Below are 14438 nucleotides of genomic sequence, written 5' to 3'. Positions count from 1 at the left end.
TTTGGGAGCTTTTTAAATCCTTAGATATTGGTAAGTCACTGTTATACAGTGACTTATTTTTTTGGTCTTTGGTTTGGGTATATAAGGATAGTTGTTTGAGTTTTTGACATTGGGTGACGGGGCAAAATCCCGTTTAGGGGTAGATCTTTCACCCTACCTGAGGAAAGGGGCCTAGTGCCCCTTTTTCTTTTTTAAAGAATGTTAAAAGCCTACCTTTGCAGCTCATTTTTCGTAGGAACAAAAACGATGAAGAAAATAGGCCTAATTTTAATGATTTTAACGGTTGTTGCGCTATCGGCATGTAATAAAAGCGTAACCCGAGAAGCCGATGCTTTATACAAGCAGGGTAAATACAAAGAAGCGATAGCCGCTTATGATGAGTACCTAACTACCAAGCCAAAAGACTTGAAATCGCTATATAATAGAGGTAGGGCTCATGAGGAAGTTGGAAACCTAAGTCAGGCAAAAGAAGACTTTGAAAGTGTTCTTAAGCTTGATGCCGACAATCTGAATGCGAATTTAAGCATGGGTAAGTACTGGTACAACCAAAAGGATTTTACCAAAGCTATTTATTATTTCGATAAGGTGTTGGAAGTTGATGGTAGGGTTTCAACGGCTTACCTGCTAAAGGGGAGGTCACTTCATCAGCAAGGGGAGTTTCCTAAGGCTAAGGAAAACTACGATCAAGCAATTAACTTCGATAATAAAAACCCAGAAGCATTTCTATACAGAGGTGCTCTTAAGATAGCACTCAACCAAACTAGAGGTGCTTGTAATGACTTTAATAGAGCTAAAGCCTTAGGTGCTTCTGAGGCGAATGATGCACTAGCTAAGTATTGTAAGTAGTTTAGCTAAGTAGAAGATATAAAAAAGGCCTTGAGGATTTCCTCAAGGCCTTTTTTGTGAGTTTTAACTGATTATTCATTACCATCAGGCACGTCCATATCAACGTTGCTGCGGTAGTCTCCTAGCAGGTGCTCTGCAAAGAAATACCACATCATTTGCTCATAGTAATCTCTTAATCTGCCATAGCCGTGTCTTGAGCCAGGAATTGGCATGTAGTCGAATCTTTTACCTGCCTTCATCAATTCGCTAGCAACGCGGATTGAGTTGCCTGGGTGCACATTATTGTCACGAGTACCGTGAGTTAGCAATAAATGACCTTTCAAGTTTTTAGCTAAATCAGGATTAGTCTTGATCTTGGCATTCCAAGTGGTTTCAACGGTCTCATTTCCGTCTTTATCCTTTTTCTTCTTCTCCACCATTTTCACACCATTGTGGGTTTCACTCCACCATTTGTTGTAGATGTTGTTATCGTGGTTACCAGCTGAAGATGCAGCTGCAGTGTAGAAGTTAGGGTAGGTAAGTAGGGCAGCAGTAGACATAAAGCCACCACCAGAGTGACCGAAAATACCTACGTTATCAAGGTCAATCCAGCCATGTCTTTCAGCCAATTGCTCCAATGAACGCTTATCATCAGCCAGTGCATAGTCTCTCAAGTTCTCATAACCGAACGTGTGGTAATACTTGTCTCTCATTGGGCTACCACCTCTGTGACCCATAGAAACAACTATAAAGCCTAACTGAGCCATAGCCACGTTGTAACCACCAGTAATAGAGAAGTCATTACCGAAAGACTCAACCTGCGGACCTGGGTATACATAAGAGATAACAGGATATTTTCTTGTTGAATCAAAATCGAATGGCTTATACATTACGCCATAAAGGTCTGTAATGCCGTCATCGGCTTTTACTTTAAAGCGCTCTGGCATTTGGAAACCAGCTTGGTTCAATAAAGTCATATCAGCCTCTTCTAATTTCATAATCACGTTGCCTTCATTGTCTTTCAGATAAGATTGAGGCACTACATCTGGGGCAGAGAAGTTATCTACATAGTATTTAGCAGACTCAGACATGCTCATGAAATGATTTGCTGGTTCGGTACTCAAAGCTTTGAAGCCAGAACCATCGAAGTTAGCCTTATACATTAATGCGTAGTAAGGATCTACATTGTCCTCACGGCCTCTTGCTTCGAAGTAAACTTTACGTCCAACCGTATCGATTTGCTGAATTTGACCGGTAACAAAGTGGCCTCCGTTAGTGATTTTGTTCTTTAAGGCACCAGTATTACCATCATATAGATAAAGTTGTCCCCAGCCAGTTCTTTCAGACCACCAGATCAGCTCTTCGCCTTCATTTAGAATAGCTAATTGTTGGTAGCTCCAGTTGAAGTAAGGGTGATTTACATCGGTAAATAGCGTTTTAACTTCTCCCGTAGCTGTATTTACTCTACAAACATCAAGAGAGTCTGACGTTCTGTTCATTCTGGTAAAGAACATTTTATCAGAGCTGTCGCCAGCTAGGTAAGGGCTGATGGTTTGGTCTTTATATTTTGCAATATCTAGAATGGTTCGCTCTCTGCTTTCCACATCAAAAAGCTCTAATTGCTCTTGTGGAACCTCTTGCTCACCTGGCATTGCATATTTGTAAATTTCAATCTCAGGTCTAGGGTTGGCCAACTCATCGATCACGAAAAGTTCTCCTACTTTTCTCGAATCAGAACGGTTAACGAACATTTTGCTTTCGTCTTCGAACCATCTGGCTCTTGCTCTAGATCGCTCATCAGAAGTAGTGTCACCCTGATTCCAAGCATAGCTGAACCATCTCTCGCCATCTTCAGTCAACTGAATTTCTGTAGAATCAGGATCATCAGCCTTCATCAAATATAGGTTATGGTTCTTAGCGAATGAGATGTAGGTAGAATCTGGCGAATAAGTAGCCCAATTATTACGTTTTTCGGCCTTTTCAGTAGAATCTCCTTTGGTAATCACTTTTGAATTTAAGTCGAAGTGATAGTCAATACTATCTACCATGAAAGTCAAGGTTCTGTTATCTTCTTCAAGCTCTAGAGCTTTTAAGTCTAGATCGTTGAAGTTCCACGGCTTTCTCGTTAGCTCACTCAATTGGGCAGCAAAATCCTTATTGTCGAACATCAAAGTCCTAGTCTTTTTTGCCGGATCTACAATGTAAAAGTTCTTACCACTGGTAGTGGTGTAGGTATACCAGAATTTATCGCTGTCTTCGAACCACCTTGGGCTCACTCTGGTGCTTTTCAACATCTTGCGGATGTTACTCGATTTGAATTTTTCTGCCGCTTTAAAGTCGGCCTTGTGCTCTTGAGAGAAACCCAGAGAACAAGTCGCTAGAAGCAGAATCAACAAGTAGAATTTTCTCATAGTTGTTTAGTTTGGACTCAATAATATAGGCTTTATTGATTTATTAAAACAGCATATCATTTGAGTGGTAGATGATTTATAATGAGTTGAAAAAGAAAAGCCCTTCGCGGTGCAAAGGGCTTCAATTGATTAAGTCTTTTTTATAGCTTGATAGGAAGCTCTACAATTGTGTTCTGCCAGCCTACAACCATGTGTGCTCCGCCAGATACTTCTTTAAACATAATTGAGAATACTTCAATTGGCTCTTCTGAGCTTTTCACAACCGATGTTTTTGTACGTGCTACAAACTGATCTTCTTTGGTTGTGTAATTTCCCCAAGTGTTAAGTTTTGAGCTAAGGATGAATTCCCACTCTTTTTCGCCAGGAATAGCAAAAATAGCATAAGTACCAGCCGATACTTTTTGATCACCGAAAGTTACATCTTCGTAGAAAGTAATCTCTGGAGCTTCATTAGCACCTAGTCTCCAAACTTCTCCGAAAGGAGCAGCTTCACCACCGAGCATTTTTCTACCTTTTAATTGAGGTCTGCTGTAGTAGATTTTGATTTTTAGATCTCTTACATCTCTTTGGAATACTTCGTCTAATGGCTGCCCATCAGGGAAATAAGAGGCATCCATAGGGCTAGCGTCTAGGCCTGGAAATTCTTGTGCGCTAAGACCAAAAGCGCTAAAAAAGCAAATGAGTAGGATTAGTTTTTTCATGGTTTTATTAATGTTTGAACGATTGACTAACTATGGGTCAGTTGTTATGGTTTGAATTTACTCAATAGAAAAAGATGTAGGAGATAATAATTGCTGCAACCACACCCGCAAAGTCGGCTGCAAGACCAGCGCCAGCGGCATATCTTGAATTCTTTATTTTCACTGCCCCAAAGTAGACTGCCAAAACATAGAAGGTTGTCTCTGTAGAGCCTTGAAGCACTGAGGCTACTTTTCCTGCAAAAGAATCTACTCCTAAAGCTGGGTTGGCGTATACATCTAACATGGCCGCTCTAGCTCCAGAACCACTCAATGGTTTCATCCATGCCACAGGTAGAGCTTCTACAAAGTCGGTATTCATTCCAATGGCTTCAAAAAACCACCTGAAACCATCATTAATATAGTCCAGTGCACCAGAAGTTCTGAAAACTCCAATCGCCACCAGAATAGCTACCAGATAGGGGATAATCTTTATCGCAACATTGAAACCATCTTTTCCTCCTTCAATTAAGGCTTCATAAACATTGACTTTGTTTTTCACTCCCATAAGAATGAAAAGCATTACTATGCCTAACAGAATGATCGAGGCCAATACATTAGAGATTACGGTAACTTGCTCCTGAGGAATTGAGCTGAAATAGACTAAAGCAGCTACAATGATTATGGTTAATGTGCCCAAATAGGCTAACACCACTTTATTCAACAAGTTGATTTTCTGAATGATAGAGACAGTGATCAAACCTGCTAAGGTTGAAAAATAGGTCGAAAGTAGGATAGGAATGAAAATATCGGCTGGGTTTGCTGCTCCGTTAGAAGCCCGATAAGCCATAATGGAAACAGGAATCAATGTTAATCCACTAGTATTCAGAACCAGAAACATAATCTGCGCATTTGTGGCAGTTTTCTTATCTGGGTTCAGTTCTTGAAGGCCCTCCATGGTTTTAAGTCCCATAGGAGTAGCGGCATTATCCAAGCCGAGAAAGTTCATGGAGAAGTTCATCAGCATTGGTCCAAACACTGGGTGGTTTTTAGGAACTTCCGGAAATATGCGCGTGAATAACGGGCTGATAGCTTTTGACATGATGGCTACCACGCCACCTTTTTCACCAATCTTCATAATACCCATCCAAAGCGTTAGGGCTCCTGTCAATCCTATGGAAATCTCAAAGCCAAGCTTGGCAGTATCAAAAGTGCTTTGGAGTATGGCAGGAAAAACTTCAACATCGCCAAAGAATATCAGCTTCACTAAAGCCACAATAAAGGCAATAACAAAGAAAGCGATCCAGATATAATTAAGCGCCATAAGGGATTTAACTAAATAAGTTTAAAAGATGTACTGCAGCTAATCCAGCGGTTTCAGTTCGTAACCTGCTTTCTCCCAAACTCACTTTTTGAAAACCACTTTCTAAGGCGAAATCTAGCTCAGATGGGTCGAAATCCCCTTCTGGGCCAATGAGGATAATGGAGTGCTGTTCTGTTTTGAGACAATCTTTTAAATGAACAGGATTGTCAAAATCTACATAAGCAATGAACTTCTCTGCCGTTTCGCAACTCGAAATGAACTGCTTCAACTTCATCATCTCATCTATTTGAGGGAGTGTGGCTTTCAGGGATTGTTTCATGGCACTAACTGCTTTTTTTACCAAGCGTTCAGTCTTTAAAACTGTTCTTTCTGAGTTTTGGCAGAGCACAAAAGAGATTCTATCGACTCCCATTTCAACGGCCTTTTCAACCAACCATTCCGTTCTATCTAGGTTCTTGGTTGGAGCTATTGCTAAATGTCTGAAACCATTCCTTTTGGGTTCTTCTTTGGTGGAGACTATCTCAAATTCACACTTACGAAAGTCTGCTTTTCGGATCTCAGCAGTATAGAACTTCCCATGCCCATCAACCAAGTCGATAGCATCGCCTTCCTTTCTTCTCAATACTTTGATGGCATGTCTAGACTCTTCTGAGTCGAGGGTATTGATACCATTTATAAGTTCGGGCTGATAAAAGAGCTGCATAGCTTATTGCGAAAATAGAAAGAGTATTTCGCTAATCAACTATATTCGCTGCAATGCCCCACCAGAAATTCTTCAGTGATTCAAAATACCGTTGGTTCGGACTGGCAGCTAATTTAGTATTGCTAGTTACATGGTACTTGGCCAATGACGGTCTGGCTTTTTGGGATGACTTCAGTTATCTGAATTTAGCAAACACTATCAATGAAGGGAGTTTTACCATTACCAATAATCATTTCACCAGTAGGGTAGCTTTGCTTTATCCCGTTGCTTGGATTATTGAACAACTAGGTATTAACCAGTTCAGTATTACGGTATTTCCATTGATTTGTGGCCTTATTACTCTGAATGTGTTGCTTTGGCTCGGAAATTTATACCATCACTGGTTGGGCGTTTTTGCTGCTACCTTTTTTGTCTGCGATTATCATGTAATCACCTTTGTGACACATCTTTTCCCCGAAATGCCAATGACCTTATATACTTTGGCTGCTTTAGTAGCTTATGATCGGGTGAATAGAAAGGAGGGAGATCATAGACTTTGGGCCTTGGTTTTGAGCACCTCCATTTTCTTGGGTATCCTTACCAAGATGACGGTTATAGTTCTCGGACCACTCTTTGTCTATCTATTTGTCAATGACTATTGGTTGAAGAGAACCAACAGAAGCTTTTGGATGATCAGTGTGGTGTTGCTACTCTTTTTTGTGTTGGCTAATGGCTTTTGGTACCAAGAAGTTTACGGTGATTTCTTTTACCGTTTTAGCAACATTTCCGATAACCACGAGGCTACTTCTAAAACCTTTTTCGATAAGAGTGCTCTCACCATACTCAAGCGTTTGACTTATTTGCCATTGCTTGGCTTTATGCGTGGCGGCTTTTTCATTCCATTACTTTTCGCCCTCCCCGCATTAATCACACTCAAGAAGTCTGACTGGAAAGTTGAAGATCCTGACAAGCTTTGGCCAGTTGCAACAGTGTTCATTCTGGGCACTTGGTGGTTTATGAGCACCAATTGGAAGTATTACAGCCCAATGCCGGTAGATACTCGGCATATCACTTTGCTGATTCCTGTAATGTTGGTAGCAGGGGGGATGTACTGGACTAAAACACATCTACTATCTGCAATCAGGTATTCCAGTGCAAAGTATTTACTAGCAGTGTTATTGGTTATTCCGATTTACAAGATTGCCACAGCGGATGACAGAAACTTTAAAGGGGTGGAAGTGATTTTTAATGATGTGTTAACTCCAGAAAGTGTAGGAGCTACGGTTTTCACAGACGGTCTTATCTCATACGGATATCCTTATTTTTATGAACTGAAGTCAGTAAACTTAAACTTCGTTTGGTTCTCAGAAATGAACGGTTCGCAGCCAGAGAATGGAGATTATCTCTTGCTAAACCCTGCTTACTTTAACGACCGATATAATGACGTTGAAAACCTCGAAAGGTTTAAGAGTCAAGTTGAAGATTTAGGGTTGAAATTGGAGCCTATTTCTAGAGGAGAAGTTCAGCTCTTCAGGTTGGTGAAATAAAAAGAGGCTATTTCAAAAGCTAACTATCATTTCCGACTGCTTCCCCACATGTGGGGAGGAAATCTCCTCAAAGTGCTGCTAAGAGTTGTTAGAGATTCCCAGTCAAGCTTGGAATGACGATAATAGTTATTTTTGAGATAGCCTCTCTATGTTTTTTCTAGATAGATATTAGCCTATTTTCTTCAGCTGTGCTTCACCAGCCTTCATAATGGCATAGTCTTTCCATTCTTGATACTCAGCATCAGTCATCACTTTGTCTGCTGAACCTGCTTCTGGAGGAGTAAAGGTGAATTCAGACTCCCACCATTTTTGAGCGAATTCTCTGGCTTGGTTTTTATCTACTTCAAACTGGTTGACCTGACCATCACCCACTAACCAAGGCTTTTCCTGAGAACTGTATTTTTGGAAGATCATGGTACGCATTTTAGTACCCATCTCATCATTTCTTTCGAAATGTGCTTTTGAATAAGCTAAGGTTTCTGGCTCAACCATTTTATTGTCCCAAAAGCGCTTAGACTTGATGATTTGTGATGAGGTAAGTAAATAACCTTCACCAAATTCTAGAAGAGACCCTTCTAAATCGCAAGATCTGGCAGGTTTTTTCTTTTTCTTCTTACCGAAGCTAAATAATCCCATTATTGTTGTTTTTGAGTTTTATCAATTTGCAATATGCAAAGAAAATCGCAATTGTTGTTTCTAAAAATAGGTTAACGATTGCAATTCACTTTCTGATATATAGTCTATGTTAAGCGGACTTTAGTTGCTCTATAAGGTCTATATATTGAGTCATAGCATCTTCTTTGCTAGTGCCCTCAAGTTTTTTCCAAGCATTGTGTTTTGCAGCAGCTTTAAAGTCGAATCCGCCAGGAGGCTCTTCGTTGTTGTCGCCTTCAGTAGCTTGCTTATATAGACCATACATTTTCAATAGGTTGTCATTAGAAGGTCTATCGTTTAAGGAATGTGCTGACTTCACAGCATTTTCGAAGGTGTCTTGTAAGCTCATCTGATTTTTTAAAATTATCTTGTGCGAAACTAAAAAACATTTTCAAAAACCCTACTGAAAATGATGAAGCCCCTAACCATAGCCTTACTGCTTTGCCTGTTGAGCTTGAGTGCTTTAGCTCAATCTCATTACGACCGATTTTATCAGGCGGGGCCTGTAGTAAAATTGGTGACAGCTAAAATGAAGCTTCAGAATGATGAGATAGACCTGTCTGAAGGAGGTTCAGAAGTTGGGTATCAGTTTGGTGCGTTCTTTAGAATCAATGTGCAAGGCGTTTTCGTTCAATCGTCCGTTTTGCTTTCAAAAGTTAAGACCGATCTCATTTTTAAGAATTATAATGATGTTCAAGGCTTTAATCCTCGAGCCGATTTTGAATTCAATACCCTAGAACTTCCTGTAGACATAGGGTACAGAATTGGAAATCTAAGATTGCAAATGGGACCCTCGTTTAGCTTTCTGATGTCTGGACAGCGTTCCTTCCTCAATGAGGTTGAAAAGGTATCTGACGACTACAATCGTAGCAACATGATGTGGCACTTCGGTATTGGTGGTGACTTCGACCGCTTTGTTTTAGATATCAATTATGAATTTGGACTTAGCAAAACAGGGGAGAGTTTAAGCCAAATTTTGGGTAGAGACTTTGTGCCAAAGCAACGGCAGTGGGTCATAGGTTTGGGAGTTAATATTCTCAATGATTACTAGACCCAAATATGATTTAACCAATTTGGTTAATTAAAGCCCAAAGTGATTGATTGGGGCGTTTCCTTTACCCAACGTTTTATTTTTCCCTAAGGCTATGGCCTCATTTACATAAGCACATCCTTTTCTGACTGCCATTTCCAGTGAATGCCCAAGGCATAAGAAGGTAGCAATGCTAGAAGATAGGCTACAGCCAGTTCCGTGTGTGTTTTTTGTGTCTATTTTCGGGTTGAAAATCTTATGAATTTCACCGCTTCCATGCTCATATAGAATATCCGTCAGCTCACTAAATGAACTTTCTAGGTGACCGCCTTTCAAAAGTACAGACGTATTAAAACGCTTTCCAATTTCAATGGCCGAAGTTTCAAAATTATGCAAGCCAATGGAGTGGCCAATAAGTAGCTCAGCTTCATGAATATTTGGTGTTATCAGGTCTGCCTTCGGCAAGAATTCCTTCAGGCAGTCAATGGCATCATCGGCAATGAGTTTGTTGCCAGAAGTAGCCACCATTACAGGGTCTAGCACAATGTTTTTTACATCGTATTCCTCCAGTTTTGATTTCACCACTTCAATTACTTCGCATGAGTGCAACATGCCAATTTTAATGGCCCCGAACTCAATATCACTTAAAACAGCTTCTAGCTGAAGTTCTAGGTGCGCCATTGGAATGGCATGAATGTCTAAAACGCCTTGTGTATTTTGAGCAGTAGTGGCCGTAATTACACTAGCTGCAAAAGCTCCACAAGCAGAAATGCTCTTAATATCGGCCTGAATGCCAGCACCACCGCCAGAATCGCTTCCAGCAATGGTCAATACGCTTTTATATGGTGTCATTAGATTTTCCATTGTTCTTGATTATATGCGCTATCCCAGAACATCCACTCAAGTTTAGAGGCTTTCTCAAATGCTTGATTCATTTTCTCCAATTTCTCTGGAGAGGCAGATTCGGCATACCTATTGGTAATTTCGGTGGCCTTTGCTACCGATTTAGCGAACTCTTCACCACCATAAGTGTTTATCCAATCTTGATATGGATTATTGTCTTTATTGGTTTGATTGGCTAAAATATAGTCGCCTACTTGTTTGTAAATGGTAAAGCAAGGAAGAACTGCAGCCAGAGCTTCTTCAGTGGAATGAGTATGCGCCATTCTGGATAAGTAGCTGATATACAGTTCGCAAGTAGGAGAGGCTTCGTTGGAGGTTGAATGATCTTTTAGGAAAATCTGATGCAAAGCGTCTTCAACATGGATGATGCCCGTAGCCGCATCTAAGAAGAATTGGCAGTCGTCATCTACGCATTTGATGCCCACTTCGGCCAACACTCTTTTATAAGTAGCTAAGTACAATGCATCTTGGCCTATATAGAACAAGAAGACATCATTAGAGAGTGTGCCTCCCATGAGTTCTTCGATAAAAGGGTGACCTTTTATTTTTTCGAGAATGTAATCCGTCTGTGTGCTTATTGATTTGTACCAGCTTGACATATTATTGATTTTAATGCTTTCGATTCTTTTTCGGGATCTTTTGCCTTGGAGATGGCTGAAATTACAGCAATTCCATCGGCTCCATTTTCAATGATCTCAGCAGTGTTTTCTTTATTAACTCCACCAATGCACACAATCGGTTTGGCCCAGATTTCTCTTATCTCTTTTAAGCCCTCAATGCCTAATGGCTTATCTAGGTCTTTTGTTTTGGTGTTAGTGCTGAAAATAGGGGAGATACCGATGTAGTCTATCTCAAGGCTTTTGGCCTCTATGACCTGTTGGTTATTGCTCACTGAAAGTCCAATGATTTTCTCCTTACCAATGAGTTCTCGAGCTACTGAAACTGGCATATCCTTTTGGCCTAAATGGACACCATGGGCATTGATAGCCAAAGCAATGTCTATTCGGTCGTTGATAATTAGAGGAATTCCATACTGCTCACAGAGGCTTTTTGCCCTTTTCGCGCGAGCATAAAATGGTTTTGTGTCTAATTGCTTTTCTCTCAATTGAACAATGCTTACTCCACCCTTAAGGCTATTTTCCAGTATGTTGAAGAAGATAGAATCGTCTGTGATTCTATCATCCGTCACATACATCAACGAGTAATCTATATTGTTCATAGCTTATAAAGGCTATCGAGAAAATTCATCTGGAAACTTCCTGGTCCTGCAGAAAGATCAGCCGCCATATTTCCTGCCTTACCCATAATCTGCATAGCCACTGTAGAGGCTAAGTGGATGTCTGCTTCAACTCCTATACATGCACCAACCATGGCAGTTGCAGTACAGCCCATTCCTGTGATTTTCGACATCATTGAATCACTATCGGTAATCTTGCTTATAGTATCATTAGTGATGATGTAATCTGTAGCTCCACTGATTACTACCGTATTATTAAGCTGTTTAGATAAGCTTTGCGCAGCACTCACAGCGGCATCAGAAGCTACGGTACTATCTACACCTTTGGTGCTATTGGTTACTTGAGCCAAGGCCATTATCTCAGAGGCATTTCCTCGAATAACTGATGGAGTAGCTGTTTCTATAATTTTTTGAGCAGTTTCTGATCTGTATTTTGATGCTCCAACACCTACAGGGTCGAACACAAATGGTTTGTTAAGTTCTTTTGCTTTGGCTGCCGACAAGATCATGGCTTCCACCCATTTTTTGCTTAAAGTACCCATGTTAATGACCAAGGAGGAAGAAATGGTGACAATGTCTTCTACTTCTTCTACTGCATGAGCCATTACTGGCGAAGCACCAATAGCCAACAGAGCGTTGGCTGTATTATTCATTACTACATAGTTGGTGATATTATGCACCAATGGCGATTGTGTGCGTATTTGTTCTAATACTTTGTTGAATGCGTTGTTCTCAGACATAGTTAAGCTCATTAAGTATATTAAATAAAAAAGCCACTTTCACAGCTATGAAAGTGGCTTGTATAATCTGTTCTATCAAATTATTGACAATCCTCGTTTCCCTCCGCTGTAATTAAACAATTCAGGTTCATAGGGTATAATCTCAGCCGTTTTAGGCACCCCTAACGATGCGATAAAGTTAGTTTATTCAGTTGGTTTTTGCTGCACCATTTTTATGCTTTTAGTGCATATAAGAAGATTTCGAAGCAACCGACTCTATAAGATCCTCGGCTCAATAACTCTCAGGTAATAACACCCTTTTATTGCTGCCTTTTAAGAATTTTAACTATTCGATTATTGATGATCTCGGATAGGTTCCAATTGTAAAGTTTTGGGTCGGTTGTGCTGTAAAATGCCACTACAACTGCATCTATTTCTTCATAGTATTCTACAAAGCTTTGGTATCCGGGAACCCAGCCTCCATGTTTATATTCATAAACCGACTCGTAGATTTCTTGCTCGCCTGGAGCGAACAGAGAGCCATCATTTAAGGCTCGGACAAAAAGGCCTACATCCTCGGCTGTGGCATGCATTCCATGATCGTTTTCCTTTAAGTCATGAGGATAACCTTCATGATAGCCACTCATTACATCGTCTATATCTACTGCTGCAAGTGAAGAGAAGGTGTTTTCTAAGCCCAGTGGATTTAAGATTTCCTCTTGAATGAATTGAAAATTACTGTAGCCCAGTTCATCATCCATAATCTTGTTGAGTAGGAGATAGTTGGTGTTGCAATACTCATAATCACTGCCTGGTTCAAAATTAGCCGGCTGATCTATGATTAAGGCTAAACTTTCTTCATAAGACTTGGTGGGAGAAGCCCAAAAATCGGGAGTATCTGTGAAATTGGGTATTCCACTTCTATGCTGAATGAGCATGCGTAAGGTAATCTGGTTGGCATGCTCAATTCTACCATTTAATTTAGGTAGATAGTCTGTGAGGGTTTTATCTAGTGAAAGTCTCCCTTCTCCAACTAACTTAGTCACTGCCACAGCATCGTAGAGTTTACTGATACTGGCGATTTTAAAGAGCGCCTGAGGCTTGGCAGGGGTTTTAGTATCTCGGTTGTGCCAGCCCGATGCAAAATATTCATCTGGCTTTTTTCCATGATCCACAAAGACAATCATTCCATCAAAACCATGGTCTATTGCTTGGTCTAGTTGCTCTTGCACGGTATCGGGTAAGGGTAGAATCCAAGCTTTAACCAATAGCCATGGCACAAAATAAAGAGAACCAATTGAGGCTGTAATTAAGATGAATTGAAAGATGCGCTTCGATTTTTTCTTTGTCATGGCTGTGTGACTCTTATTGTAAGTGGATTAAGTGAGATGGTTGAATCTAAAGGTAAAGTAAAGAAAAACTATCAGTTTCAATTTTAGACATAACACTCATCTAGTACTTAAAGTAAAAGAGGTTGTTCCAAATACGATTGAAACAACCTCTTAAATGATTCTTTAAGAAGAGCTTGGCTTACTTCTTAGCAAATTGCTTAGAAACTACTAAGTCTTTTGTGCCGTGATTCCAGCTATAGAAACCTTCTCCTGATTTTACACCTAGATAACCCGCAGTTACCATGTTCACTAATAGTGGGCATGGAGCGTATTTAGGATTACCGAAACCTTCGTGCAACACGTTCATAATTGAAAGACAGACATCTAATCCAATAAAGTCGGCCAATTGCAATGGTCCCATTGGGTGGGCCATACCTAATTTCATTACTGTGTCAATTTCTTCTACACCAGCAACACCCTCGAACAAAGAGATAATCGCCTCGTTGATCATTGGCATTAAGATTCTGTTAGAGATAAAGCCAGGATAGTCATTCACCTCAACAGGTACTTTGCCTAACTTTTTAGAAGCTTCCATAATGGTGTTAGTCACCTCGTCAGAAGTGGCGTAACCTCTAATTACTTCTACCAACTTCATTACTGGTACTGGGTTCATAAAGTGCATTCCAATCACCTTATCAGCGCGGTTAGTTACCGAGCCAATTTTAGTAATAGGAATAGAAGAGGTGTTAGATGAAAGAATACATTCTGGCTTAGTGAACTTATCTAAGTCTCTGAAAATGTTCAGTTTAATATCTACGTTTTCAGTAGCTGCTTCTACCACCAAGTCGGCATTTTCTACGCCCGCTTTAAGATCGGTATGGGTAGTGATGTTGCCTAGAGTAGCATTTTTTGTGGCTTCATCTATTTTTTCTTTCGCCAACATTCTATCTAGGTTTTTCTCAATAGTTTTAAGCGCTTTGTCTAAAGCATCTTGAGAAATATCTACCAAATTCACCTTAAATCCACTTTGAGCAAAAACGTGGGCTATACCGTTACCCATTGTGCCTGAGCCGATTACTGAAATATTCTCCATTTTCT

At 40.3% G+C, this 14438-nt stretch carries 15 protein-coding genes and 1 riboswitch; of the genes, 3 read left to right on the top strand and 12 right to left on the bottom strand.

The genetic code is table 11. The features are described from left to right. Positions 1–246 precede the first annotated feature (246 nt). Complete coding sequence (locus AWW68_RS15170; RefSeq protein WP_068222736.1) at positions 247–846, top strand: tetratricopeptide repeat protein; 600 nt, start codon at positions 247–249, stop codon at positions 844–846. A 71-nt stretch (positions 847–917) separates the two neighbouring features. On the opposite strand, the gene AWW68_RS15165 is transcribed toward AWW68_RS15170, so the two are convergent. From AWW68_RS15165 to AWW68_RS15150, 4 genes are all read right to left on the bottom strand, one after another. Continuing rightward, positions 918–3236 (bottom strand): S9 family peptidase, encoded by a 2319-nt coding sequence (locus tag AWW68_RS15165; protein ID WP_068222734.1) that lies wholly within the window; start codon positions 3234–3236, stop codon positions 918–920. Between the two features lie 140 nt (positions 3237–3376). Continuing rightward, positions 3377–3937 carry a DUF2911 domain-containing protein gene (locus AWW68_RS15160; RefSeq protein ID WP_068222732.1) on the bottom strand — a complete coding sequence of 187 codons (561 nt, stop codon included), beginning with the start codon at positions 3935–3937 and terminating at the stop codon, positions 3377–3379. 61 nt (positions 3938–3998) lie between these two features. Then, a complete protein-coding gene (locus AWW68_RS15155; protein ID WP_068222728.1) occupies positions 3999–5237 on the bottom strand; it encodes a nucleoside recognition domain-containing protein in 1239 nt (412 codons plus the stop codon). 7 nt (positions 5238–5244) lie between these two features. Next, positions 5245–5940: a 16S rRNA (uracil(1498)-N(3))-methyltransferase gene (locus AWW68_RS15150; RefSeq protein ID WP_068222725.1), complete on the bottom strand. Its 696-nt coding sequence runs from the start codon at positions 5938–5940 to the stop codon at positions 5245–5247. 53 nt (positions 5941–5993) lie between these two features. On the opposite strand from AWW68_RS15150, the gene AWW68_RS15145 reads away from it, so the two are divergent. Continuing rightward, positions 5994–7466, top strand: a complete 1473-nt coding sequence (locus tag AWW68_RS15145) for an ArnT family glycosyltransferase (protein ID WP_068222722.1) — start codon at positions 5994–5996, stop codon at positions 7464–7466. 168 nt (positions 7467–7634) lie between these two features. On the opposite strand, the gene AWW68_RS15140 is transcribed toward AWW68_RS15145, so the two are convergent. Both AWW68_RS15140 and AWW68_RS15135 read right to left on the bottom strand, forming a co-directional pair. Then, the gene (locus AWW68_RS15140) at positions 7635–8102 is read right to left on the bottom strand and encodes a hypothetical protein (RefSeq protein WP_068222719.1); all 468 of its coding nucleotides are present in this window, start codon (positions 8100–8102) and stop codon (positions 7635–7637) included. 109 nt (positions 8103–8211) lie between these two features. Beyond that, entirely contained in the window at positions 8212–8469 is a 258-nt protein-coding gene (locus AWW68_RS15135; protein ID WP_068222717.1) for an acyl-CoA-binding protein, read from the bottom strand. Between the two features lie 60 nt (positions 8470–8529). Between AWW68_RS15135 and AWW68_RS15130 the strand changes: the two genes are divergently transcribed. Further along, positions 8530–9171 carry a porin family protein gene (locus tag AWW68_RS15130; RefSeq protein WP_068222714.1) on the top strand — a complete coding sequence of 214 codons (642 nt, stop codon included), beginning with the start codon at positions 8530–8532 and terminating at the stop codon, positions 9169–9171. Between the two features lie 30 nt (positions 9172–9201). Here the strand turns inward: AWW68_RS15130 and thiD are convergent, their stop codons facing one another. The 6 genes from thiD to AWW68_RS15100 form a co-directional block, all read right to left on the bottom strand. Beyond that, on the bottom strand, positions 9202–10014 hold the full coding sequence (thiD, locus tag AWW68_RS15125) for a bifunctional hydroxymethylpyrimidine kinase/phosphomethylpyrimidine kinase (protein WP_068222711.1): 813 nt from the start codon (positions 10012–10014) through the stop codon (positions 9202–9204). Beyond that, positions 10002–10652: a TenA family protein gene (locus tag AWW68_RS15120; RefSeq protein ID WP_068222709.1), complete on the bottom strand. Its 651-nt coding sequence runs from the start codon at positions 10650–10652 to the stop codon at positions 10002–10004. The genes thiD and AWW68_RS15120 overlap by 13 nt, the downstream gene beginning before the upstream one ends. After that, entirely contained in the window at positions 10628–11272 is a 645-nt protein-coding gene (gene thiE / locus AWW68_RS15115; protein ID WP_068222706.1) for a thiamine phosphate synthase, read from the bottom strand. Before thiE ends, AWW68_RS15120 begins: the two co-directional genes overlap by 25 nt. Beyond that, positions 11269–12030 carry a hydroxyethylthiazole kinase gene (thiM, locus tag AWW68_RS15110; protein ID WP_068222703.1) on the bottom strand — a complete coding sequence of 254 codons (762 nt, stop codon included), beginning with the start codon at positions 12028–12030 and terminating at the stop codon, positions 11269–11271. The genes thiE and thiM overlap by 4 nt, the downstream gene beginning before the upstream one ends. 81 nt (positions 12031–12111) lie before the next feature. Continuing rightward, positions 12112–12203, bottom strand: a riboswitch (TPP riboswitch). Positions 12204–12329: 126 nt separating this feature from the next. Next, entirely contained in the window at positions 12330–13361 is a 1032-nt protein-coding gene (locus AWW68_RS15105; RefSeq protein ID WP_068222700.1) for a serine hydrolase domain-containing protein, read from the bottom strand. Between the two features lie 178 nt (positions 13362–13539). Beyond that, positions 13540–14433, bottom strand: a complete 894-nt coding sequence (locus AWW68_RS15100; RefSeq protein ID WP_068222697.1) for a 3-hydroxybutyryl-CoA dehydrogenase — start codon at positions 14431–14433, stop codon at positions 13540–13542. Between the last annotated feature and the right edge of the window lie 5 nt (positions 14434–14438).

The organism is Roseivirga spongicola (assembly GCF_001592965.1).
GTDB lineage: Bacteria > Bacteroidota > Bacteroidia > Cytophagales > Cyclobacteriaceae > Roseivirga > Roseivirga spongicola.
The sequence above is the reverse complement of the archived record's forward strand: the minus strand, read 5'-3'. Positions and strand labels throughout refer to the sequence as shown.

What these genes read in the sequence shown, in the direction of transcription:
- AWW68_RS15155 (WP_068222728.1), bottom strand. Translation starts at nt 5,237, where the DNA reads ATGGCGCTTAATTATATCTGGATCGCTTTCTTTGTTATTGCCTTTATT.
- AWW68_RS15130 (WP_068222714.1), top strand. Translation starts at nt 8,530, where the DNA reads ATGATGAAGCCCCTAACCATAGCCTTACTGCTTTGCCTGTTGAGCTTG.
- AWW68_RS15120 (WP_068222709.1), bottom strand. Translation starts at nt 10,652, where the DNA reads ATGTCAAGCTGGTACAAATCAATAAGCACACAGACGGATTACATTCTC.
- AWW68_RS15165 (WP_068222734.1), bottom strand. Translation starts at nt 3,236, where the DNA reads ATGAGAAAATTCTACTTGTTGATTCTGCTTCTAGCGACTTGTTCTCTG.
- AWW68_RS15145 (WP_068222722.1), top strand. Translation starts at nt 5,994, where the DNA reads ATGCCCCACCAGAAATTCTTCAGTGATTCAAAATACCGTTGGTTCGGA.
- AWW68_RS15170 (WP_068222736.1), top strand. Translation starts at nt 247, where the DNA reads ATGAAGAAAATAGGCCTAATTTTAATGATTTTAACGGTTGTTGCGCTA.
- AWW68_RS15160 (WP_068222732.1), bottom strand. Translation starts at nt 3,937, where the DNA reads ATGAAAAAACTAATCCTACTCATTTGCTTTTTTAGCGCTTTTGGTCTT.
- thiE (WP_068222706.1), bottom strand. Translation starts at nt 11,272, where the DNA reads ATGAACAATATAGATTACTCGTTGATGTATGTGACGGATGATAGAATC.
- AWW68_RS15150 (WP_068222725.1), bottom strand. Translation starts at nt 5,940, where the DNA reads ATGCAGCTCTTTTATCAGCCCGAACTTATAAATGGTATCAATACCCTC.
- AWW68_RS15105 (WP_068222700.1), bottom strand. Translation starts at nt 13,361, where the DNA reads ATGACAAAGAAAAAATCGAAGCGCATCTTTCAATTCATCTTAATTACA.
- thiD (WP_068222711.1), bottom strand. Translation starts at nt 10,014, where the DNA reads ATGGAAAATCTAATGACACCATATAAAAGCGTATTGACCATTGCTGGA.
- AWW68_RS15100 (WP_068222697.1), bottom strand. Translation starts at nt 14,433, where the DNA reads ATGGAGAATATTTCAGTAATCGGCTCAGGCACAATGGGTAACGGTATA.
- AWW68_RS15135 (WP_068222717.1), bottom strand. Translation starts at nt 8,469, where the DNA reads ATGAGCTTACAAGACACCTTCGAAAATGCTGTGAAGTCAGCACATTCC.
- AWW68_RS15140 (WP_068222719.1), bottom strand. Translation starts at nt 8,102, where the DNA reads ATGGGATTATTTAGCTTCGGTAAGAAGAAAAAGAAAAAACCTGCCAGA.
- thiM (WP_068222703.1), bottom strand. Translation starts at nt 12,030, where the DNA reads ATGTCTGAGAACAACGCATTCAACAAAGTATTAGAACAAATACGCACA.